This is a genomic window from Candidatus Aegiribacteria sp. (assembly GCA_021108435.1).
Lineage (GTDB): Bacteria > Fermentibacterota > Fermentibacteria > Fermentibacterales > JCC-6 > Aegiribacteria.
Window position 1 is genome coordinate 15,117 of sequence record JAIOQY010000023.1, and the last position, 22,479, is coordinate 37,595.

The 22,479-nt window shown below is 45.9% G+C and carries 21 protein-coding genes, 1 tRNA gene and 1 pseudogene; 17 read left to right on the top strand and 6 right to left on the bottom strand.

From position 1 onward, the window contains the following. The first annotated feature begins 2 nt into the window (after nucleotides 1–2). From truA to K8R76_01310, 14 genes are all read left to right on the top strand, one after another. Nucleotides 3–743 (top strand): tRNA pseudouridine(38-40) synthase TruA, encoded by a 741-nt coding sequence (gene truA / locus K8R76_01245; GenBank protein MCD4846798.1) that lies wholly within the window; start codon nucleotides 3–5, stop codon nucleotides 741–743. Beyond that, entirely contained in the window at nucleotides 740–1,699 is a 960-nt protein-coding gene (locus K8R76_01250) for a hypothetical protein (protein ID MCD4846799.1), read from the top strand. Before truA ends, K8R76_01250 begins: the two co-directional genes overlap by 4 nt. Next, nucleotides 1,683–2,141: an SPOR domain-containing protein gene (locus tag K8R76_01255; protein ID MCD4846800.1), complete on the top strand. Its 459-nt coding sequence runs from the start codon at nucleotides 1,683–1,685 to the stop codon at nucleotides 2,139–2,141. The genes K8R76_01250 and K8R76_01255 overlap by 17 nt, the downstream gene beginning before the upstream one ends. A 244-nt stretch (nucleotides 2,142–2,385) precedes the next feature. Then, nucleotides 2,386–2,461, top strand: a tRNA-Gly gene (locus K8R76_01260). Between the two features lie 438 nt (nucleotides 2,462–2,899). Then, nucleotides 2,900–3,541, top strand: coding sequence for a PorT family protein (locus K8R76_01265; GenBank protein ID MCD4846801.1), 642 nt, complete (start codon nucleotides 2,900–2,902; stop codon nucleotides 3,539–3,541). A 325-nt stretch (nucleotides 3,542–3,866) separates the two neighbouring features. Further along, nucleotides 3,867–4,709, top strand: coding sequence for a lysophospholipase (locus K8R76_01270; GenBank protein MCD4846802.1), 843 nt, complete (start codon nucleotides 3,867–3,869; stop codon nucleotides 4,707–4,709). 202 nt (nucleotides 4,710–4,911) lie between these two features. Further along, entirely contained in the window at nucleotides 4,912–5,721 is an 810-nt protein-coding gene (locus tag K8R76_01275) for a mechanosensitive ion channel (GenBank protein MCD4846803.1), read from the top strand. 103 nt (nucleotides 5,722–5,824) lie between these two features. Continuing rightward, nucleotides 5,825–6,202 carry a hypothetical protein gene (locus K8R76_01280; GenBank protein ID MCD4846804.1) on the top strand — a complete coding sequence of 126 codons (378 nt, stop codon included), beginning with the start codon at nucleotides 5,825–5,827 and terminating at the stop codon, nucleotides 6,200–6,202. Between the two features lie 167 nt (nucleotides 6,203–6,369). Then, nucleotides 6,370–7,539, top strand: a complete 1,170-nt coding sequence (locus K8R76_01285) for a cation:proton antiporter (GenBank protein ID MCD4846805.1) — start codon at nucleotides 6,370–6,372, stop codon at nucleotides 7,537–7,539. A gap of 370 nt (nucleotides 7,540–7,909) precedes the next feature. Continuing rightward, complete coding sequence (locus K8R76_01290; protein MCD4846806.1) at nucleotides 7,910–9,328, top strand: sodium:solute symporter family protein; 1,419 nt, start codon at nucleotides 7,910–7,912, stop codon at nucleotides 9,326–9,328. Further along, nucleotides 9,325–10,545, top strand: a complete 1,221-nt coding sequence (locus tag K8R76_01295; protein ID MCD4846807.1) for a CoA transferase — start codon at nucleotides 9,325–9,327, stop codon at nucleotides 10,543–10,545. The genes K8R76_01290 and K8R76_01295 overlap by 4 nt, the downstream gene beginning before the upstream one ends. Nucleotides 10,546–10,549: 4 nt before the next feature. Continuing rightward, complete coding sequence (locus K8R76_01300) at nucleotides 10,550–11,653, top strand: hypothetical protein (GenBank protein ID MCD4846808.1); 1,104 nt, start codon at nucleotides 10,550–10,552, stop codon at nucleotides 11,651–11,653. Beyond that, on the top strand, nucleotides 11,643–12,917 hold the full coding sequence (locus tag K8R76_01305; GenBank protein ID MCD4846809.1) for a 2-oxoacid:acceptor oxidoreductase family protein: 1,275 nt from the start codon (nucleotides 11,643–11,645) through the stop codon (nucleotides 12,915–12,917). Before K8R76_01300 ends, K8R76_01305 begins: the two co-directional genes overlap by 11 nt. Before the next feature lie 57 nt (nucleotides 12,918–12,974). Next, complete coding sequence (locus tag K8R76_01310) at nucleotides 12,975–14,159, top strand: MFS transporter (protein ID MCD4846810.1); 1,185 nt, start codon at nucleotides 12,975–12,977, stop codon at nucleotides 14,157–14,159. An 18-nt stretch (nucleotides 14,160–14,177) separates the two neighbouring features. Here the strand turns inward: K8R76_01310 and K8R76_01315 are convergent, their stop codons facing one another. The 4 genes from K8R76_01315 to K8R76_01330 form a co-directional block, all read right to left on the bottom strand. Next, entirely contained in the window at nucleotides 14,178–14,846 is a 669-nt protein-coding gene (locus tag K8R76_01315; GenBank protein MCD4846811.1) for a hypothetical protein, read from the bottom strand. Between the two features lie 100 nt (nucleotides 14,847–14,946). Continuing rightward, a complete protein-coding gene (locus K8R76_01320; GenBank protein MCD4846812.1) occupies nucleotides 14,947–16,077 on the bottom strand; it encodes a T9SS type A sorting domain-containing protein in 1,131 nt (376 codons plus the stop codon). 237 nt (nucleotides 16,078–16,314) lie between these two features. Continuing rightward, nucleotides 16,315–18,144: a T9SS type A sorting domain-containing protein gene (locus K8R76_01325; GenBank protein MCD4846813.1), complete on the bottom strand. Its 1,830-nt coding sequence runs from the start codon at nucleotides 18,142–18,144 to the stop codon at nucleotides 16,315–16,317. Continuing rightward, complete coding sequence (locus K8R76_01330) at nucleotides 18,141–18,299, bottom strand: hypothetical protein (GenBank protein ID MCD4846814.1); 159 nt, start codon at nucleotides 18,297–18,299, stop codon at nucleotides 18,141–18,143. The genes K8R76_01325 and K8R76_01330 overlap by 4 nt, the downstream gene beginning before the upstream one ends. 119 nt (nucleotides 18,300–18,418) lie before the next feature. Between K8R76_01330 and K8R76_01335 the strand changes: the two genes are divergently transcribed. Together K8R76_01335 and K8R76_01340 are read left to right on the top strand one after the other, a co-directional pair. Then, nucleotides 18,419–18,631: a type II toxin-antitoxin system HicB family antitoxin gene (locus K8R76_01335; protein MCD4846815.1), complete on the top strand. Its 213-nt coding sequence runs from the start codon at nucleotides 18,419–18,421 to the stop codon at nucleotides 18,629–18,631. Further along, nucleotides 18,628–18,816, top strand: a pseudogene (locus K8R76_01340) (type II toxin-antitoxin system HicA family toxin). Before K8R76_01335 ends, K8R76_01340 begins: the two are co-directional and overlap by 4 nt. A 194-nt stretch (nucleotides 18,817–19,010) precedes the next feature. On the opposite strand, the gene K8R76_01345 reads toward K8R76_01340, so the two are convergent. Together K8R76_01345 and K8R76_01350 are read right to left on the bottom strand one after the other, a co-directional pair. Then, nucleotides 19,011–20,240, bottom strand: coding sequence for an RNA polymerase sigma factor (locus K8R76_01345; GenBank protein MCD4846816.1), 1,230 nt, complete (start codon nucleotides 20,238–20,240; stop codon nucleotides 19,011–19,013). 315 nt (nucleotides 20,241–20,555) lie between these two features. Further along, the gene (locus K8R76_01350; protein MCD4846817.1) at nucleotides 20,556–20,984 is read right to left on the bottom strand and encodes a DUF3887 domain-containing protein; all 429 of its coding nucleotides are present in this window, start codon (nucleotides 20,982–20,984) and stop codon (nucleotides 20,556–20,558) included. A 205-nt stretch (nucleotides 20,985–21,189) separates the two neighbouring features. On the opposite strand from K8R76_01350, the gene K8R76_01355 reads away from it, so the two are divergent. Next, on the top strand, nucleotides 21,190–22,326 hold the full coding sequence (locus K8R76_01355) for a 6-bladed beta-propeller (protein ID MCD4846818.1): 1,137 nt from the start codon (nucleotides 21,190–21,192) through the stop codon (nucleotides 22,324–22,326). Nucleotides 22,327–22,479 lie beyond the last annotated feature (153 nt).

Consider the following 22,479-nt stretch of genomic DNA (forward strand, 5'->3'; position numbering starts at 1 on the left):
GCATGGCTATATTCAGAATCATGATGAAAATCGAGTATGATGGTACAAAATTCCACGGATGGCAATTACAACCAGGCGCAAGAAGCGTACAGGGTGAGATTGAATCTGTTCTTGAAAATCTTTGTGAAAGAAAGATCAGAATCACTGGGTCAGGAAGAACGGATGCCGGAGTACATGCGCTCGGTCAGATTGCTCATGCGGATATCAGAGCAGGTGAGCTTGATAGAATAGAAAATGGATTACCCTCAATGCTTGCTGCAGATGTGGCTGTAACTTCTCTTTCAAGAGTTGAAGGCTCGTTCCACGCCAGGTTCGATGCTGTTTCAAGACTTTACAGATATCGAATCTCGAAAGAGAAACATCCACTGACATCAAGATACAGCTATATTCTTAGAGGATGCAATACACTTGATATTCATGTTATGAGGAAGGCGGCAACGCTGTCGATAGGAGAGAACAGCTGGAAAGCCATGGCAAAGGAAGGCAGCTCTAATTCGAACTGGATGGTGAAAGTTATCGATGCGCAGGTTACAGAAGACCAGTCAGGGTGGACTTTTCTTATAAAGGCTAACAGGTTTCTAAGAGGCGTGGTCAGAATCTGGGCTGGAACTCTTGTTCGAATTGGTTCCGGTTCAGACTCTCCTGAGCTTATTGCTGAACTTCTTGAAAGCGAAGATCGAAACAGAGCCGGAGAATCTCTTCCCGCTAAGGGACTTACACTGCTGGAGGTGAAGTACAGTTGAGCGCTGAATTCAATAGAAAAAAACTCAGGATGAAATCCTTGAAGGAAAGAACAAGTAAAGTAAACACGGAACTCCTTATCGGCGAATTGACCGGTAGTCAGATGCGGGTGGGGGATTTCATAAAAGCACTTCCAGATGTTCTGGCGGTTCGCGAAATGAAGACGCTTGCTTCTGCGATACTGAAGGCAAGAGAGGCCGGGGCTGCAAGGATATTCATGTACGGCGGGCACGTAATTAAATGCGGTCTGGGTCCACTGCTGGTAGAATGGCTGCAGGAAGGCCGAATCAACTGTCTTGCTACAAATGGAGCTGGTACTATTCACGATATCGAAATGGCTCTCTTCGGAAAGACTTCAGAAGATGTTGAAGCGGGAATATCCGATGGCAGTTTCGGCATGTGGAAGGAAACTGCTGAGATATATTCTTCCGCGCTTGAACTTGCGGATAAACAATCAATTGGACTGGGAGAAGCTCTTGGAAGAGAAATCCTCAGGTTTGGCGGTGATGTAGCAGTGAGTCCTCTGGCCACTGCATGCAGAGCCGGAATTCCAGTTACGGTGCATCCTGCTCTTGGAGGAGACATCGTGCATCCATATTCATTACTCAGCTGGCAGAAACTCGGTGCTGCGGCAGAAAGGGATTTTGATCTTCTCGGAGAGAGAATCACATCTCTTTCAGATGGTGTAGTTATCAATGCGGGTTCCGCGGTGATAATGCCTGAAGTATTTCTGAAGCTTCTTACATCTGCAATCAACCTGGGGTACAGCATCAGTAATTTCACAGCGGCCAGTTTTGATATGATCAGCCAGTACAGACCGGTTAACAATGTTGTATTCAGACCGGTAAAAGCTCTGGGAGGAACGCCTATAGTACTGACAGGGCATCATGAGCTGATGCTTCCAATGCTGAATATCTTCATTGATACAGAGGAGGCTGAAGATGATAAGAACAGCTGAATTATTCATTTTTCTGATTCTGCTGACCATGCTTGGCTGCGGTAGTACAACGATCTCTGCTGAAACGGATGAGATTGAGGAAACTGAAGATATTAATCCATATTCTGATCCTCCCGGATACACAGGAGATCCTTTCACGGATTTTCCAGGTGTTATAGGAGTGTCTGTTCCACAGGAAACGTACGATGAGCGAGAATTTGAAATCCTGTCCGGTACGCATTTTACTGTGCAGGTCTCAGCTGCCGCAAGTCAGGAAACTGCTGAGCGACTTGCTGAATCAATTTCCGCAGATATTACACTTCCCGTATTTGTGGACCATTCGGGAAGATACTGGAAAGTCAGGGTTGGTGCTTTCCCTGCACGAGAGGATGCTATTGATTATTCGCGTGTTCTGGTGGATATGGGATTCACGGATGCCTGGGTAACAACAAGAGAGCCCTGACCTTGACAAAAAGCGGAATCAGGGTGATATATCCATCCGTTCTGTGAAAGAAAAACAGAGTTTTAGTACATCAGAAATAAACATTGGGCGGGCTATCGACTGGTTCGATCCCCGCTCGAACATGAACTAAAAACATTGGGCGGGCTATCGACTAGTTCGATCCCCGCTCGAACATGAACTAAAAACATTGGGCGGGCTATCGACTAGTTCGATCCCCGCTCGAACATGAACTAAACATTACCGAGCGGGAATAGCTCAGTTGGTAGAGCCCTACCTTGCCAAGGTAGCTGTCGCGGGTTCAAGTCCCGTTTCCCGCTCCATGTTTCAAAAAGAGCAGCTGGAATAATATCTGGTTGCTCTTTTTGGTTAGCCTTACGCGGGGATGGCGCTCCTTGCATGTTTCTGGCAGGGTGTCGGTGCTGATTTCCCGCTCCGCTAGCTTCATTTAATTTAGGATAGCGAAATTCTCGTTGTTCGCCTTCTTTACTTGGAGCGGGGACTTCGGCATGTTCATTCACATGCATCTCGTAGCCCGCTCCATTTCACTCCCCCTGTTAATTGCGATGGCTTGACGAAGTACTAATCTTATCAATAGTATTAATGATAATGAATCACATATCTAAGTAATGAGATATGTGACAGTTACTTGAATATTGTTAGGTTAGTGATTTCTTATTGCTATACTATAGTAAAATAGTAGTTATTAAGGATCCTAATTTAATGTGTCAGGAACACTAATCACAAACCGGGGAGGTATCATGAAAAACATGAAAATAATTCTGGTGGTAATATTAGCAGTTATCGCTGTTTTGCCAGCCAGTGCTCAGATAAGTCTTGGTGTTTTGGGCGGTCTGAATATTGCAAACCTCGATATGGATGAAGGCGATATGGGTGATGCTGAATTTGCCAGTCGGACCGTTTTCGGTTTTGGTGGTATTCTGGATTATAGCATAAGTGAGAACATTGCATTACGCCTGGAGCCGATGTATTTGCAAAAAGGTGCTGATATAGTGATAGATGGGTATGATGATCAATTTATTGTTAAGCTATCTTACTTCGAAGTTCCCATGATGTTCAAGTATTCTTTTAGTGGCGATAATATTAATCCTTATATCATGGCTGGTCCAAGCATTGGCTTCCTCCTGGAAGCGAAGACGGAAGTCATCGTTAGCGGAGTTTCGGAGGAGACAGATATAAAGGATGAGACCAGTAATATTGATTTCAGCCTGGGATTTGGTGCCGGTGTGAGTCTACCGATGGGTACTAACTCCATTTTCGTAGACGCTCGTTATGCTCTTGGTTTGACAAACATAGTTGATGATCCGGATGCACCGGACGATGATGTTAAAAACAAAGGTATTCAGATATTTGCTGGAATTAGTTTTCCGGTTGGTGGTTAATATAATTTCTTAATGGGATTACAATTATTGGGATACGCGGGAACTTCGGACTGCTCATTCATATTTGTCTCGTAACCCGTTCCAATTTAGTAATGACAGGCACTATTTATTTTGTCAGATCCACAAATGGACTTTGGCATCGTCTTAGATTGCTGATGCTGGTGTTATATTTCCATAAGGATTTGAGGCTATTCTATGCATGATAATGAAATTATTTTTCATCAGATAAGAGCTGTTCATTCTCCTCATAAATTAATATTCAGGATACCAATTCAACGTGTCTCTTGCTGTGGCATCAAGGGTACAATCGTATCAGGGGGCATATATGCAGCATTGTGAGTTTGATTTTGAAGGGATGAATGGCATATCTCTTTACTCTCAGCGCTGGTTGCCAGAGGTTCAGCCTCGTGCTGTATTAGTAATTGTTCATGGAGTTGGAGAGCATAGTGGTCGATACATGAACATTATCAGCCATATGGTCTCTAATCAGATCTGTGTATACGCGAATGACCTCAGAGGTCATGGGAATTCCCCTGGTCAGAGCGGTCACATAAACTCGTGGGTTGAATATCGCATTGACCTGCTGAATTTTCTCAATGAAGTTAAAGCACAACAGTCAGGGCATCCCATCTTACTGATGGGCCATAGTATGGGGGCATTAATAGTCCTGGATTTTATTCTTTCAGAAAACGAACAATTAGCAGGAGCGATTATCTCAGGAGCGCCCATCGAGCCGGAAGGTGTAGCTAAACCTTATAAGGTTACACTGGCTCGAATTCTATCCCGTATTCATCCGAGATTTACGATAGATCTTGGTCTGGACGAGGATGCGATTTCCCGGATCCCATCTGTAGTAGAATCTTATCGAAATGACCCGCTTGTCCATGGCAAAGTAAGCGCTCGATGGGGAACAGAATTCCTGTCTACGGTGAAATCGGTAAAGATGCATGGAGAGAATATCAGTATTCCCTTACTTATGATTCACGGTGAAGCTGATCGACTTAATTCTGCTGAAGGCGCAAAGAAGTTCTTTGATCGAATTCGAGGTTGCGATAAAGAGTTTATTAGTTATCCGTCCGGTTATCATGAGCTGCACAACGATCTGGATTATGAAATAGTGTTAAGTGATATTCTGGATTGGATTAATCGGCATGTGGAAATCCAATAACTGCATTCCTAACCATTTACACTGTCGGATCTGGATTACAGCTCAAATCAATAGTGATGTATCTATGGCAAAATTCTGTGTTCGGGAATGTCCGACTGTTCAACTCCAGCATTTAACAATTGTATAATAAAGACAATTGTATAATAATTGTTAATTGATTTACAGGAACAGGTAGAAACACAGAGTGAAAGGAATCACAGGTATGGAGAATATTCTCGCGAAACTCCAGGAATTCGGGACAACCTACGGTCTGAAGATTGTTGCCGCAGTGCTTATAGTTATTGTGGGCCGTCTGGTCGCATTGGGGGTCAGGAAGCTTCTTCGGAAGATTATGCTGAAAAGCAAAGTTGACGAGACGCTTGTTTCATTTACGACAAGCCTTGGATATGTAACGCTATTAGCGTTTGTCATCATTGCGGCACTTGGTCAACTGGGTATACAGACGACCTCTTTTGTAGCCATTATCGGTGCGGCAGGTTTAGCCATTGGTTTAGCGCTGCAGGGATCATTGGCGAATTTTGCGGCGGGTGTGCTGATGATCATCTTCAAGCCTTTCAAGGTTGGTGATTTTATCGAGGGCGGAGGTGTTTCCGGCTCGGTCGAGGAAATCGGAATCTTTACCACGGTAATGAAATCCCCCGACAACAAGATGATAATAGTACCGAATGCAAAAATGACGAGCAATAATATCGTTAATTACACTGCTAATGATTGTCGGCGCGTGGATATTGTTGCAGGTGTGGGCTACGGTGACGATCTCGACAAGGTCAGAGGCGTTCTGGAAGACATCCTGTCAGCCGATGACAGAATTCTGAAGGATCCAGCCCCGACAATAGGAGTTCTGGAATTAGCTGACAGCAGCGTAAACTTTGCAGTGCGCCCCTGGGTCAAAACTGAGAATTACTGGGATGTATTCTTCGCCACGCAGGAAAGCATTAAGAAACGTTTTGATGCGGAAGGCATTTCCATACCTTTCCCTCAACAGGATGTGCATCTCTTCAAGATCGAGTAGAATGCGATTTGCTCGACCAAAGGATTGATTTGACGATGGAAAGGCGCGATTTTCATTGTGAGTTATCCTGATCGTTAGAAATTAACCAGGAAGAAGAAAGAAGATGAATAAAGAAGATAAAGCATTACCTTCAATATATATTCAAGCTGCAATAGCAGTAATGCTGATACAGCTTGTTCATAAAATCGTCCGTGAGATACCAGGTGCGATAAAAATAGGAGGACCGGGAACGGTAGTAGTTCCGATATTCGCGGGGTTACTTGTTATTGGCATAATACTGCTCTTTCTAAGAAACAAATGGGGATTGATTCTGGGTATGCTGGATGGTGCATTCATGATTTTTCAACCTGTTTTTGTCCATATCATTCTTGCTCATCCTGATCAGAATGGAATCTGGTGGTATCCTGTATTTCCATGGATTCAAGCGATTTTGATTTTCTATTTCTGCAGTATCGCATGGAAAAACTGGCAATCCGAATGATGAATATCTACTGTTTGACAGGATGACGATGACTGCTGGTCACAATTGAAAAACAGGAATGTAATCATCGCGAGAGCATCTTATTCGAGCGAGTTCCGGCCATAACGGTAAATGGACGATCTATTCATGAGAATTCTACTACGAAATAATTTTAATATGATAAGAACATGAATCTTGAAAGTATTGTATTCGAATTAAGCGTAATAGCTGTTGGTGCAGCCATACTCGGAACGCTGTTTCTTTACGCAAAACAGCCGATTATCGTAGCCTATATCACACTCGGTATAATAGTAGGACCAAGCGGATTCGCTCTTATCAGCAGAACAGATCATATTGAACAGATTTCTCACATCGGTGTTATACTCCTGCTCTTTCTTATTGGCCTTAACCTGCAGCCGGTTAAGCTGATCAAACTATTCCGAAAGACTTCACTTCTTACGTTTGTTACGTCAGTGCTGTTCGCAGGCCTGTCCCTTCTTTTTGCATTGCTGCTCGGATTTGATATACAGAGTTCCATCATTTTCGGAGCAGCCATGATGTTCTCAAGTACGGTTATCGGGTTGAAACTGATCCCCCTGACTACACTCCATCACAAACGGACAGGCGAGGTTATGACCAGTGTCCTTCTGCTTCAGGATATGTTGGCCATTCTTGTCATACTGTTTATTACAGGAGAAAAGAGTAATCATGTACTTGTAACCTTTGCTTTTCTTGCGGGAAAATTTGTAATCCTCGGCACATTTGCTTTCCTTGGTGTGCGGTTCGTAATGATACCTTTACTCAGGAAGTTCGATGTAATCCAGGAGTATACTTTCCTTGCAACACTGGCGTGGTGTCTCCTGTGGGCGGAAACTGCTCATATTCTTGGTCTCTCTTACGAGCTTGGAGCTTTCGTAGCAGGGCTCTCTATTGCATCCTGCAAGATTGCAATAGCAATTGCCGAACATCTGAAACCACTTCGAGAGTTCTTTTTAATCCTGTTTTTCTTTGCTGTGGGAGCTAAATTGGATTTGCGTCTCGACTCCTTCCTCCTTTTGTCCGCAATCGCCTTCGGTGTGATTCTGGTGCCGCTGAAGGTCGCTGTTTTCCGTCTGGCATTCCGAAGCACCGGTGAATCATCAGATCTACGCAAAGAACTGGGTGTTCGATTGGGACAATCAAGCGAGTTCTCTCTTTTAGTGGCGTTCTCAGCTTTATCAGCAGGCGTTCTTTCAGATAAAGGAGCCATGGCGATACAGGTCACCACGATTGTGACATTTATCATATCTACCTACTGGGTGGTCCTGCGGTATCCGACTCCGATCTCGAGAGGCCCTGCGTTTCACAAGACTGATTAAATGCTATCTGACTGAATGGATTCCCGCCGTTGCAGGTAAATTATATCAGAATGGTAGACAATGAGATATCTCATTCAAATAAGTGAGACATAACCATATCCTTGCAATAAGACTTAATTTGGTTATAACTTGACCATATTCCTATGTTTTTCAGAAACTCATCTAATTTTGAATCAGGAACGAATAAGTCTGATAGAAATACTCATTGGCATCAGGCTCTTGATGAGTCAAAGAAATTAGATAGGCAGAACTGGAAAAAATCTGCAGGCTGCAACCACAGCCCTTGCCTTTCAGACTGAAGAGATTGATCAGAAAAGATCGATTAAGAACAGCGTGAGAAAGGCAAGCAGGAAAAAGAGGAGCAGAATACATGAGCACATATATCGCTGTAATTGTCGCGTATTTTGCTTTTGTCATACTGGTATCTCTGTTTACCAGACGATTTGCCAGCCGCTCTGCATCTGATTTCCTTATTGCCGGCAGGAATCTTGGGGTAGTTGTGTGTGCTGTTGTAGTGGCCGCGGAGTGGCTGGGCGGCATGAGCACAATCGGGGTCAGTGAAAAAGCATTTACCACAGGCACTTTGCAGCCTGTACTGTACAATATGGCGACTGCGATTGGCATGGTTATCATCGGTTTTACAGTTGCTTCCCGATACAGAAAGGAAAATGTTCATACGGTCAGCGAGATGCTTGAAAATCTCTTTGGCCCGAAAGTGCGGACTGTCTCCGCCATCTCATTCCTTATTGCCTATATAACCCTGGCTTATGTACAACTTCAAACCTGCTCAAGTGTGATTGCTCCTCTTTTCGGCATCAGCTGGCTTACCTCAATACTTATTTCATCCGTTATCATAACATTGTATACGTATTTAGGTGGCATGCACGCCCTTGCGGTAACCGGGATCATTCATGTAGTGACCATGTTCGCAGGGATCGGCATTGCGTTGATAATCGGACTTGAAAAGGTTGGCGGATTCGCGACCCTGCAGAGCAGTCTAGTCGCATCAGGTTCCCCCGCTAATCTTTACAATCCTTTCAGCGCGAATATCAGTTATGCTTTCAGCCTGCTGCTTGGAGGTATACTTGGGGGAATGGCCGGACAGGCCAGCATTCAGCCTATCTTTGCCGCGCGGAATCCCCTTACAGCCAGGCGGGCTGCCATTGCATCCAGCCTTATTATCGCTCCATTTGGTATTATGGTCGGGATCCTTGGGCTGATCGCCAGAACAGGTCTCTTTTTCGATACCACTTCATGCGATCCTAAAATGGCTTTACCTGAGCTGCTTACATCATCTGTGTTCATTCCGCCAATCCTTGGGGGGCTGGCGCTTGCGGGTATTCTTGCAGCGATTCTTTCCACGGTCGGTCCTGTGAATTTCGCTGTAGTAACAATTGCAACAAAAGACATCTATCACGGATTGATCAATAAAACCGCGGATGACAGGAAAATACTTGTCACTGCCCGTAAACTGGTACTTCTGGTCAATATTATTACCATACCTCTGGCAGTTTATCTCAGAGGATCAATCCTTGACGCGGCTTATGTGTCTTACGCCATCAGAGCTATCGGAGCGATAGTCATAGTTCTGGGCATTTACGCACGGGGCTGGATTACGCCACTGGGCGCCAAACTTGCATTCGTCGGCGGTACTCTTGCTGTATTCATCTGCATCATTGCCGGTAAATTGGGTTTTTTCAGTATTGACAAAACATATGGAGCTGTGGGGTCTGCTCTTCTATTCATAGTTGTCGGCCATCTTTGGACTAAATTCAGGGAGAAAAAATGACACTGGATAACATCTTTTCCGGATTGAAAGTTATTGAGCTTGCCAATGTTCTAGCCGGCCCAAGTGTCGGCGCTTTCTTCTCAGAGCTGGGCGCAACAGTTATCAAAATTGAGAACCGCTTAACAGGTGGTGATGTAACCCGCAGATGGAAACTTCCCGATGAATCCGCAGACAGCGATATCTCCTCCTATTTCTCCAGCGTTAACTGGGGCAAATTCTCAATCGGGGTGGATCTCCAAACAGAGAAGGGTCTGAAAATTGTTCACAGTCTGATAGCAAAGAGTGATATCGTTCTGGCCAGTTACAAACCAGGGGACGCGGAGAAACTCAGGGTTGACCATGATACACTCAATAGACTTAACCCCGGATTGATCTACGCTTACATCACCGGGTACGGCAGTCGCAATAATCGGTCTGGTTACGATGCGATTATCCAGGCGGAAAGCGGTTTCACATACATGAACGGCGAATCCGACAGCGGACCGGTCAAGATGCCTGTAGCGTTAATGGATGTTCTGGCTGCCCATCAGGTTAAGGAAGGAATTCTTCTCGCGCTTCTCCATCGTGAGAGAACCGGGGAAGGACAGTATATAGAAGTTTCACTCATTCAATCCGGAGCGGCTTCCCTTGTAAACCAGGCCTCAAACTGGCTGGTGGGGAAAACGATTCCTCAGAGAATGGGGTCTGATCACCCGAATATAGCTCCCTACGGAACCATATTCAGTACCAGGGACGGCAGGGATATAGTTCTTGCTGTTGGAACGGACAAACAGTTTGCCGAGTTATGCAGGCTTCTTGGAATACCGGAAATTGCTTCAGATATAAGATTTGTTTCCAACGCGGAGAGGGTAAAGCATCGGGAGGAATTGAAGAAGATTCTGCAGAAATCCATTATGAAGCTCCTCAGGGATGAATTCCTTGATCAACTGAACGAGAAGAATATCCCTGCTGGCAGTGTCTGCAATATGGAGGAGGTTTTCGAGAAACCTGAAGTAAAGGAACTTCTCATAGAAGCTACCAGCGTACGCGGTTTATCTCTAAAAGGCCTCCGAACTGCGGTTTTTTTATCTGAAGGGGGATCGGCAGGAAAGGAAATACTCCCTCCGCCTCATTATGGAGAGCATACGGAAATGATTCTGAAGAAATTCTTGAAATTAGAGGATGAATCGATTCAGGAATTGATTAAAGACGGTGTGATAGACGGAATGGGAGAATAGAAAAATGATCCTTGCAAATGGCTCAATGCTTATCATTGAGGCACTGGCAAAAGCCGGAGGGGATATTTTCATCGGATATCCTATAACTCCCGCGAATTCATTGTATCAATACGGTATTCAGCGCTTTCCCATGTCACTGGCAGCACCGGATGAGATTACGACTCTCCAGTGGATGGCAGGATTTTCTGCGACAGGTAAACTTCCCGTCACCGCTACATCCTTTCCCGGTTTAGCGTTAATGATCGAGTCCATCAATATGGCGTACATGATGGAATTGCCGATGGTAATCGCTCTGGTCCAGCGGTTCGGCCCTTCAACCGGCACTGCCACATGCGGTGCGCAGGGCGATCTTCTGCTGATTAACGGTCTCATTTCCGGAGGCTATCCGGTTCCGACTTTCTGCATTTCCAGCATGGATGATTGTTGGGATATATCAGCCTCTGCAGCCTCTGCAGCAGTTGAACTGCGTACACCTGTTTTCCTCCTCACTTCAAAGGAAATGGTCATGCCGCTGCGCGGTTATGACATTTCTTCTCTCTCTGAAATAGACCCTGTTTCTTATAGTTATCACGATGATGACAGGAAGTATGTGCCATACGAACCCGGAAACAATCTTGTTCCCGGCTTTCTGCCTGTTGGCAATGAAAAGCATCAGACAAGATTGACTGCCTCCACGCATGATCGTAATGGAATATTGCAGCACACCACAAAGGAAGCCCTGGCAAATACAACACGTCTTCAGGGGAAAATCCTTAAGAATCTGCCTGAATTCACCTTCCACGAACTCGATGAGGAAGATGCTGATACTGTAATTGTATCCTTCGGCATCACTTCTCCTGCTGCCCGGAGAGCGGTGAGGACGCTCAGGAAGAATGGAGTCAGTGTATCTCACTTGATTGCTAAAACACTGTTTCCAGTACCTTCGCTTTACATCGATACGATCAGGAATTACAGGCGTGTTGTGGTCGCGGAGGAAAATCAAAATGGGCAATTCCGGCAGATACTGTTCGGGGTTTCCGGCAGGGAAGGAGTTACCGGCGTGAATACCATCGGCAGAATGATAACTCCTGAGGAAATTATCGAGGAGGTGACCGGAGATGGGAGATAAATACCTTTCAACATCAGAATTACCTTTCTGCAAAGGTTGCGGGCATCATCTCGTTGCGCGGAATACGGAAAAGGCTCTGGAGGCGATTGGCTTGAATCCTCTGGATGTTATTCTGGTTACGGATATCGGATGTCACGGAATAATTGACAGGAAATTCCATACCCATACTGTTCATGGCCTGCATGGCAGATCGGTGGCGCTTGCAGCGGGTATTACTCTCGGGCTCAACAATCCATCAAAAAAGGTGATCGTTTATATAGGAGATGGCGGCGCGACAATCGGACTTCAGCATCTTATCGAAGCCGCGCATAGAAACTTCGATATGACCGTTATCATCCACAACAATATGCTTTACGGCATGACAGGAGGGCAGGCGAGCGGTTTGACTCCATGCGGATTCAAAACAACGACCTCTCCTGAAGGCAAACCTTACTCCGGTTATGACCTTTGCAGAAAAGCCAACAATGTGGGCGCATCGTACGCCAGAAGAATCATCGGAACGGGAGATTATTCAGGCCATCTGGCTGAGGCATTCGAAACAGAAGGATTTTCCCTTCTGGAGGTGATGGAGATCTGCCCGAGTTATGGAGTCAAATTCAATCCGGACAGGAAACTCACTGAAATAATCGAACAGGCCGACTTGAAAGTAAAACTGTACAGTAATCAGATCAGGAAAAGATATCAGGTGCATCTCCGTGATAATCCGATATCCCTGTTTAAAGAAAAGAATGAAATAGAGATCGAATTCCATTCGGAACTGAAGGATACCTTTTCATTAATACTGAGCGGCTCCGCCGGAGGAGGTGTCCAGCTAGCGACTGAGCTTTTTGCTCAGGCAGCAATCGCATCCGGCCTTGATGTTTCAAAAAAGGGAAATTATCCTGTAACAGTGGGTACCGGGTTTTCCAGTTCCGATATAATTGTGTCTCCCGATCCTATCCTTTTCACAGGGGTCAAGGATCCGGATGTAGTGATAATTGTCTCGAAAGACGGCCTGGAACACTGTAGAGCTGTCATAGAGCGCATGAAAAATGGATTGCTCATTATTGATGAGAATATCGATACACCAATAACCGGAGCTGAAGTCCTCAAGCATGATTTCCATGGAATAGCGGGAGCCAGGAGCGCAGCTCTATATGCGTTGTTTTTCTATCTTCATCGCAATCCGGTTATACCTGTTGATGCATTAGTCAGCGCTCTTGGAAAAAGTGGAATTTCAGATAAGGTTGATCTGGACATGCTGTTAAACTTTAAGATTGAGTGAATAAGTAGTATTCGGAATCTCACGGCATCATCATGGATGCTCACGATAGGACGTTTTATGAAAAAGGGTATTCAGGTAATAGTAAGTGCTGTAGTCATGCAGATATGCCTTGGCGGCGTGTATGCATGGAGCATTTACACTCCCGTATTAAGAAATGTTTACGGTATGACCGGTGGACAGACGGGAAGCATCTTCGGAATCACGATAGCTGTATTTGCTGTTGCAATGATCTTTGCAGGACGATTCCAGGAAAAGTACGGACCTCGTGTTGTTTCTTTTATCGGAGCTCTCTTTTTCGCTGCTGGATACATTCTATCCTCGCAATCAAACGGATCATTCCTGATTCTTGCTGCCGGTATAGGCGTTCTGTCCGGTATTGGCATTGGCTGCGGTTATGTCTGCGCTCTTGCGACTGCCATCAAATGGTACCCGAAGAGGAGAGGTTTGATAACCGGTATAGCGGTTATGGGATTTGGCGGTGGCGCGATTCTTCTGTCCAGGATCGCTAACGGGCTGATGAGTAACGGGACGGATGTGATGCAAGTATTTCTGGGAGTAGGATTGGTTGTGGGGGCGATACTTATCGTTTGCGCGCTGTTTCTCAAACTCCCGCCGGATATGATAAAAGGGAAGGACGACAGTGGATCAGTTATCGGGAAGTCGCTCAGGCAGCCGCGCTTCATATCCCTGGTAATAGGGATGTTCGCCGGTACGTTCGGAGGGTTGCTTGTTATAGGGAATCTGGCACCGATAGGGATTTCATGGAATTTCACTTCTGCGCAGGCTGCGTCTGCCATCGGTCTGTTTTCAATCGGCAACATGGTGGGGCGTTTCGTCTGGGGAGTTGTTTACGACCGAATAAAGAATATTGCTATACCACTCTCTCTGGGGCTTCTGGGAATCGCGATGCTGGCGTTGCTGCTTCCGCTCCCGTATGCAGGTTTTCTGACGGCTTCGCTCTTCATCGGATTCAGCTTCGGCGCCTGTTTTGTTCTATATGCCGCACATGTGGCAACACTTTATGGCAGCTGGGCGGTGGGAAAAATTTATCCTCTGGTTTTCCTCGCGTACGGAGTTGCGGGTATTACCGGACCCTCCCTGGGTGGGTTTCTTTATGATGTATTCAGTTCCTATTCATATGCGACAATACTTGCGGTTTCAATTGCATGGATCAGTGCCGGAGTAATAATTTATCTCCATTCGCGCGAAAAAAGTGAGAACAATCTTCCCGCTGATGAATGACGTTTTCTACCAGAACTATTAAGGGTCATAAAGAACGTTGAACGACTCCAGATCAAAGATGATCTCCTGCAGCTCTCCATGCACAAGGCTGTCTCTTACAATCCCCAGATCCCGGTGGAAGTAACGATCACAAAGGAAATCCGGCGTATTCAGATCGGTTTCCCTGATAATACCGCAATTTGCAAAGCTGCCGGCAGGGACAGTTACTGAACCGTTAAGGCTGATGACTTCATAGATTGTACTGGAAACAGGTGATGCCGGCCAGGTTTCGTTCAGAGTCAGTGGAAACAGTGCTATTATCAAATAGTCGGTAGAAACTGTATCCTGATATTCTCTCATTTCATCACCGGTATTGCGAAGATAGATATACAGTGACTCCGCTACCGCATAGGACGTATCGGGATTGGTAAAGGTCATCTCCGTCAGCATCTCGAACTCGTAAACCTGAAATCCACCCTGATGATCCAGAAGGGCAGTGACAGTCCTTTCTACCGAGCCGCTGAGATCGAAGGTGTCCGGACCTGCCGGATCTATGCTGTACCCTTCAATGGTACTGTTCCAGGAGTTACCCACCGACAGGGGCATCCAGTTCTCAGATTGAGGCTCCGGACCTGTGGAATCACTTCCGCATGTTGCAAGCACTGATAGCATAAACACGGTTATTGAGAAGAGCATTATCTTTTTCATTATCAGTCCTTTCAAACAGGTTAATCCTGACCCGATATTCTTTTCCTGAAATGATATTACCGAGCGTAGCGCTGCTTTGTCAAGGTTATTAACCGGTCTTCTATCTTGTTATGGCAATGCTTCCGGAGTAACTGCAGCAGCCATCATCCGATTCGATTATGAATAAATAGACTCCATTCGGGATGGAACTCACATTCCACTGGTGAACCGCCTCTGAAATACAGCCGAAATCATGGATCAATCTTCCGGTGATATCGAAGATACCGATATTGTCGCCGTGATTCAGGTTGTTGAAAATTACAACGTTTCCATTTCTGCAGACAAAAGGATCAGTATCAGTGGCAGGTGGATTATCATGTTCGGATGGTATGCCTGTTTCCGGCAGGCCATCCCATATTTCCATATCATCGAGCCAGGTTCTTCCGTTTCCGATTGGAGTACCGCCACTGAGATTTGAAGGCCATCCCACAGTCCTGAGAGCCACACCGTTGTTCTGGTTTATTTCGTCTCTGAAGTGTACATTGGATGAATCAGCAAGGTAGATACCATCAACCCTGACAAAGAAGCTTCCGGTTGGACCGGTTGTCCCCAGATCAATATTAACTTCCATCGTGTGCCACTCCATATCATCCAGGTTTCCACCAGAGAATGTGAGCCAGCGGTTGTATGTGATCACATATCCAGGGTTGCTTCGTATGGTTATGTGAAAGTTGTCGTCACCGTTTTTAGCCAGTACGAACACGAAGTCGCCACCCCACTCACCGTAACCGATATAGATATTCTTATTCTGTATAGTGCCGGTGTAGTTGATATCGGTCTGCCATCTCTGATTCCACTTGAAGTAGTATGTAGATGTCTGTACGTTGTCGAAGAGGAATCCACTTGTGTTCCCGTGAGTTACAGGAAAGCCTGCATTCGCGTGTGGATTGCCTGTTATCCACGGGTCGTATGTCATACAATAATTTCCGCTTACGGGATCTTCATCCGACCTGGTCAGTTCCGAGATAAGCTCTTCCCAGTAGTAGGAAGTACCCAGGCTTCGCTCAAGGAACCACTCGTCAAAGGCAGTATCTTCGCAGTCCTCGAATAGCAGGATTTCAGAACCGGGGGAAGCTGCTGTGATTATCAGCAGAAAGACGATTACTCGTGATACTCCAGACATGATGGTTGTCCTTTCATCAAAAGCTGATATCCAGCGGATTATCAGGAAATAATCTCTCTTTACTATCATTTTCTGAAAATCCCTGCTAGGGAAGCTTAACACATACAGTATACTATGTTCATCAATGAGAGGAAATGTATATTGTTTATCAGCGCATGAGCCGGAGAGATTACACCTGATTCTCCTCCGCTTGTCATCCATTCATTATTCATTGCCTGAAATGATATTACCGGGAGAAGCCTCTGTTCTTACTGGTAATGCAACAATCAAAATTATCAGGGTCAATATGATTTAATCATTTAAGCATCAAATCAGAATCAGCTTGATCATTTCCACAAGTCCGAGACCGGTCACTGTGAATCTTACAAGGTAAATACCGGCAGGAACTGTTATTCCATTACTGTCTCTTCGCTCCCAGACTACTGAATGAGAGTTCTCACCTGTAGAGTTAGAACACTCAAATGATTGTACCAGCCTGCCTGTGATATTGAATATCTCGATCCTTGTATCTGAAGGTTGCTGAAGCGAGTACCGGAGTTCAACAGCTCCCACGGAAGGATTTGGAGCAGCTTCTAGAAACCCATCGGGCTGCACGGAATTCTGTCCGGATACTCCCTGCGGATCCGGGTTTATCCAGATGCAGGTTATTGAGGCTTTGGGAAATGTATAGCTGAAACTTCCGGAACTGCCGGTAATCTCCCCCTCGTACGATATTCCGGAAGTTCCATTCCAGGGGGCATTAATGGGCTGGTCATTTACGATCTGCCATACTTCAGCAGTTCCGTCAGACGTGTATCCTGAAAGCTCTATTGATGCTGTGTATGACGAATCGAGATTCTTATTAACGGCAATGAGTGAAAGTGTCCAGTCATCATATAAAGAGGCGTAAACTTCAAGACCGTAACCTCCGCAGACCTGATTGCATGTAGCTTCCACCACTGTGCTGCCAAACCGCTCCCGATAAAGTTTCATTGCCCAGGCTGAGCTCCGCATTGAAAGAGTATCTGTGCGAATAGCACCGAACTGGGGGAACTTATCTTCATATGGATCACCCTCGGCGATAGAGTAAGAAGCCGCTACAGGTACGCCAGTCCTGGCCATGTGGCCAATACAATCAGCAATGAAAAGCCCATCAAGATAGTTCCACCAGACTGGATCATCCACAATAGCTATGATGTTGTATTCCATGATCCATACAGGAATATCATAGCTGCCGCTGTGCTTTTCTACAGTGTCCACCACTATTGGATACCAGCTCTCAAGTGGAGGTTTGGACTCTGAGCCTGCGGTTGGTGAGGCAAGCCAGTAGCGGTACAGTGTACTGTCTGAAGAAAATCCTCCTGTGGGATAGTAATGGATATCCATCCAGTTCATCTTTTCTTTGTTCAGCTCAAATACAGGATCTATCCAGGAGAGATCCCCGGCGAGAGAGAGACCTCCTATCTCAAGTGGAATCGGAGACCTCGGGCGCATGGAATCGATGTACACACTGGCCAGCTCAGCGAAATCATCCGCTGTGGCGTAAACAGAATCGTTTACCGCCCAGTCCTCAAAGGGAATCTCGAAATGTCTATAAAAGGTCATGTCTCCCCATGGTGGAAACGGAAAAGTCTGTCCGGCAATATCGGGCTCATTCCCTATACACCAGTAAGTAACATTGTACGGTTCAGGATGTCCTCTCGATGCTCTAACCATGCCCATGGGAGTTGTGATATCACCGTTGCAGTACTCTACCATCCTGGCAGCCTTTCCCGGATCGTTGATCTGGTAATTCACTGTCAATATGGGTGTTATATTTATCTGTTCACAGAACTGTAAAAGGTTGTCAAGACTGTTTTCCAGAGGGACAGGGATAAGAAGCTCACCAACATCGATGTAATGAATCCCGTTGTAGTTATCGGCCTCCCAGTCATAGTACTCAACAGCAATACCACCCATTCGAAGGAGCGGAACTCCTGTCGCTTCCACCAGGCTGTCAAGTCCAGGATAGCTCAGATCCTGAACTATTTCGTCCCCGGAACAGACCAGCATTGAGTCGAACGAACCCACTACCTGATCCGCTTCAACCAGTATCTCTGCGGGAATTGAATTAATTATTGCCAGAGCAATCGTGAATTCCAGTCCGATCACGCTCAATTACCTCCAGGAACCTGTGTTTCAGGATTAGACATTGTAATGGTTACGATAGAAATCAACATTGCGGCTGTGGCAGGAAGAACAGCTCTCAGTGAAAACTTCATATCATGAATTTCCTTAATTGAGCGATTCGAAGTATCTACTTTAAGAGACAAGATAAACCACTTCCGGATTTCCTGTCAACCTGATACTTTCTTAGGATGTGCTATGTCAAATTAGACATAATCATCATAAGGTGATATAATGCGCATCGGAATGATGAAAGGGTGATATAATGGCAAATACTTATACAGCAATAACAAAGCAGGATGGTGACTGTTGGATTGGTTGGGTTGAGGAAGTTCCGGGCGTAAATTGTCAGGAACGGACGAAAGAAGCTCTTCTTGAGAGCTTACGGGTTACTCTGAAAGAAGCCATAGAATTCAATAGAGAAGACGCCATCAAAGATGCTGCCCATGATTATACCGAAGAAGTTCTTATCGTATGAAAAAGAGAGCCCTGCTCAAACATCTTCGTGAGCATGGCTGCGAGTTCCTTCGCGAGGGTGGGAAGCACTCGTGGTGGCTCAATCCAGAGTAAAACAAGCGCTCATCTGTTCCAAGGCATACAGAGATCAAGGATCAGCTTGCTCGAAAGATCTGCAAAGACCTGGGAATACCTTTTCTGAAGTAGCATATAAAAATTCGCTATTGTGAAGTTGCAGTCACTTCACGACCTGTTGAACTTAAACGATATAGTACACAGGTGCCCTGGGATGAACCAGATCACCAGATAGATTTGATTTGCGAATCTAGAAATGACTCCAGATACGGAATTATCCTTAACCGGAGCCAATTTCTCAACTTACAGTGTGTAGAGCAATTCTGTTATTCCACCAGAACAGTATCATACCAGAGGCGGTATTCTTTTCCTCTGAAGGTTTTTCTCTCCTCTTCCTTAAGATTGGCATACTGATAATTCTGTGATTCTGGTGCTTCTGGACCGACATATCTCCGATGCAGAACCTGTCTGCCTTCTGAACTGTAGAAACTTTCAGCCGGTGTACCATCATTCTGCCATCCCCAGAATACCGCCAGGCAGTGTCCATACCGCATGTCACCGATTGTCAGATCCACCATTCGGGCAGAATATTCTTCATTTTCCCTGCATGAATAGGATAAAGGGAATAACTCTTCCCCTTTCTTCATGAACCTTGTCTGTGGATAGATTTCATCTGCCGTCACTCTCATAACCCATTCGAACCCCTGATCGGTAATGTTGAAGTAATCAAGAATATTGGGTATGGGAGGTTCGCAATCGGAATGCTCGATAAGCACTTCATGACACTCTCTACCAAGGACATTCACCTTTCGAACCACCTGGGTCTGAACGGTTTGAGTCAGAATTCCACCGGGATAATCGAAAAACCGGCAAACCTCCAGGTGACCTTCTTTAAGAACCGTTCCGAAGTAAAGCCCAGGCCCTGTAGTGTTAATTTCCATTTCTTCATCAGGGAGTTCCTCTATCCTGATAGCCGGCACTAGTTTTACCGGCTCCGCACTTCTTCCTGTTCTGGACATACTCAGCACCTCTTTCTTCATTTTAGCCCGACCTTCCCAGAGTCGACGTTTAACGGTACCCAGGGGAATGCGGAGTCGCCGGGCTACTTGCTTTTGAGAGTAACTGGAAAGGTAAGTCAGACGTGCTGTTTCCCGAAGCTTCGAGGAGAGCCTGGACAGGGCCAGCAGAGCCGGTTCCACCTGTGAATCGGTATCATAGCTGTTCGAATTCACAGCATCACTGTACTCATCAATGACACGCTGCTCATCCAGAACAACAAACCTGGGATCTCTGCTGAGCCGGTTACGGGCTATGTTCCTGGCGATCTGTCTCACCCAGCCTCCGAAATTGTACGGTGCCCTCAGAGTTGACAGCTTCAGAAAACTTCTCAGAAAGGCTTCCTGAGCGACATCCTCCGCGTCGTGGACGTTGCCCAGCAATCCGGTCAATTCCGACATTATCCCCGTCCGGCAGCGCCTTACCAGATCGTTGAAAGCGGAAATGTCACCGGACTGAGCCGCTCTTGTCAGTTCTTCGTCTGATCTTTTCTCCATCATATTTCCTCCGCGTTACACTCAATTAACCCACGAATGTTTCAAAGGTTCGGTTTGATTCAAAGGTAAGCAAAGAGGAAGATAACAGCGAACGAACTGGAACCGCCATCAGTCCTTCTTCCAGCCACTTTTTATACTTCATAGTGGGGAGGAGTATCGACAATGGAGAATCCCATTCGCCAGGTCCTTTTCAGCAGCTATGGTCTGGATTTGATGCTGTTCCTGTTCCAGCGTATTCTCAGATGGATGCTCTTTTCATATCAAGGTGCGCACCTGTTTCTTGGTTAAACTGCTGGTCTTGCCGTATGAATCGGGTTCTTACTCGGTGGAACTCGTGGAAGGGACAAAGAACAGGCCAGCTACTTGATTCTCGGCGCTGAATACCACCTTGATGTCTATCATTGCATACTCGAATTCGCAGGTAACGAAAATGATCACCCAACTATCGGTCTCCTCCATATGTGTCCCTGTCTGTTTCTGGAAAACGCCAACCTGTGAAATTAGAGAGTTCCAGGTATCTCTAAGCATTTCCGAAGGGAACACGTCCTTCATATCGCTGTCGAAGTCTTCCACCGCCGTTGAGAAATCCCCCGCCACTGTCGATTCCACGAGTTTCGTTGCTAATGCGGTAAGCTCTTCTGATCTCGATTCCTCTTCAGTGCTCCCGCACCCGGCCAGGAAACCCGACAGAGAGACCAGTAACAAGAAGGATATTCCCCTGATTAAAGCGCTATTTGGAGATGCCATAGGGTATACTCCCTTTGGTTGAATATTATCACACCCTGGAAAACGCCGCTTATCCAGTCAATACGATAAAGGGATAATAAAGACAATGATCGATGTCCAGCAAACACCTGAAGTCTGATTGTGATCCCCTTGCTCCGGATGATAGAATGATCCATCTTATTCTATCTGAAATAGAATTGTAGAATTGTTCTTTAAGGAGGAATAAGTGAGATACTGCATGAATACATCAGCCGGAATACTCATAGTAATATCCATAATAATGCTGATCGGTTGCGGAGCTGACGAAACAACCCCGGAACTCCCCGACATCGAATACAAACTGGTTATTACCGATTCGATAGGAGTCGAGATCGGTGACGACGAATACATTCTCGGGTGGCCTATCAGTCCGACACATTCACCCGATGGTAATATCGTGTTTGCTGACAGAATGAAGCATGCGGTATTCATGTATACACCGGAGGGAGAATTCATAAGAACGATAGGCAGGGAAGGTGAAGGCCCCGGCGAGTTCCACAGACCTTTCAGACTGAAGTTCTATTCCGATGGAAGCATGCTTATTGAAGATTGGGATGGAATCTCTTTATTTGACAGCAATTACTGTTTCGTGAACCGGATGACCTGGTCGCTTTTTACACCATCTTTAATCACTGCACTGGACGATGGCGGGTTCATAGGGGAAGAGAATACTCCAAGACCAGCAGAAAACAGGATTCTGTGGGTTTCGACTCTTGCTAGGTGGGAGGATGGTGATGAGGAACCATCTGTGGAGTACTTCAGTATTGAGTACGAATGGAATATCGGATCTGAAGCAACCGATTTCTCCGAATCCAGAGAAGAAGACATTATCTGCTGTGCGACCCGCGATGGGCTGGTCTTCTACTCTCGATCATCAATTGACGAGTTCGTGATCCATGGCTGTGAACCTGATGGTACACCATTCCTCCATATAGAGGATGAGGCTTTTCACAGAGTAAGAAAAAGCGATGAAGATATTCAGGCTGAAAGGGATACATGGATAAGTTTAATCCGCATGATGCGTGGAGATTCATCACCACCCATACCATTCACAGTTGATCCATATAGAAGGGTAATCAATGATATGTTCCTGGATGGCGGCGAAAGGCTGTGGGTAAGACTCGGGTGCTACCCTGGGATTGTCTTTCGCGTGTATGACTTCAGTGGTGAAATTCTCTTTCATGCGATGGTTGAGTACAGTGGAAATCCCGCTGATCTCAACAGTTGGGAAATTACCGGTGATGAACACGGATTTCTCGCAATTAATACATCACAAGAGTATTCTCAGAAGGTTTATATGCTTACACTGGTTGAAGCTGAATAGAGCTTAAGTACCGTGATCACCAGCTCCGTATGGGCAGGTCGTCAGGATCGTAGACTTCAAGGGCATCCATGTAACGCCTCGCCAGGTTGAGATTCGTAAACAGCGGAACACCGCAGTCGACCGCGGCCCTTCTGATGAGGTAGTCGTTCGAGA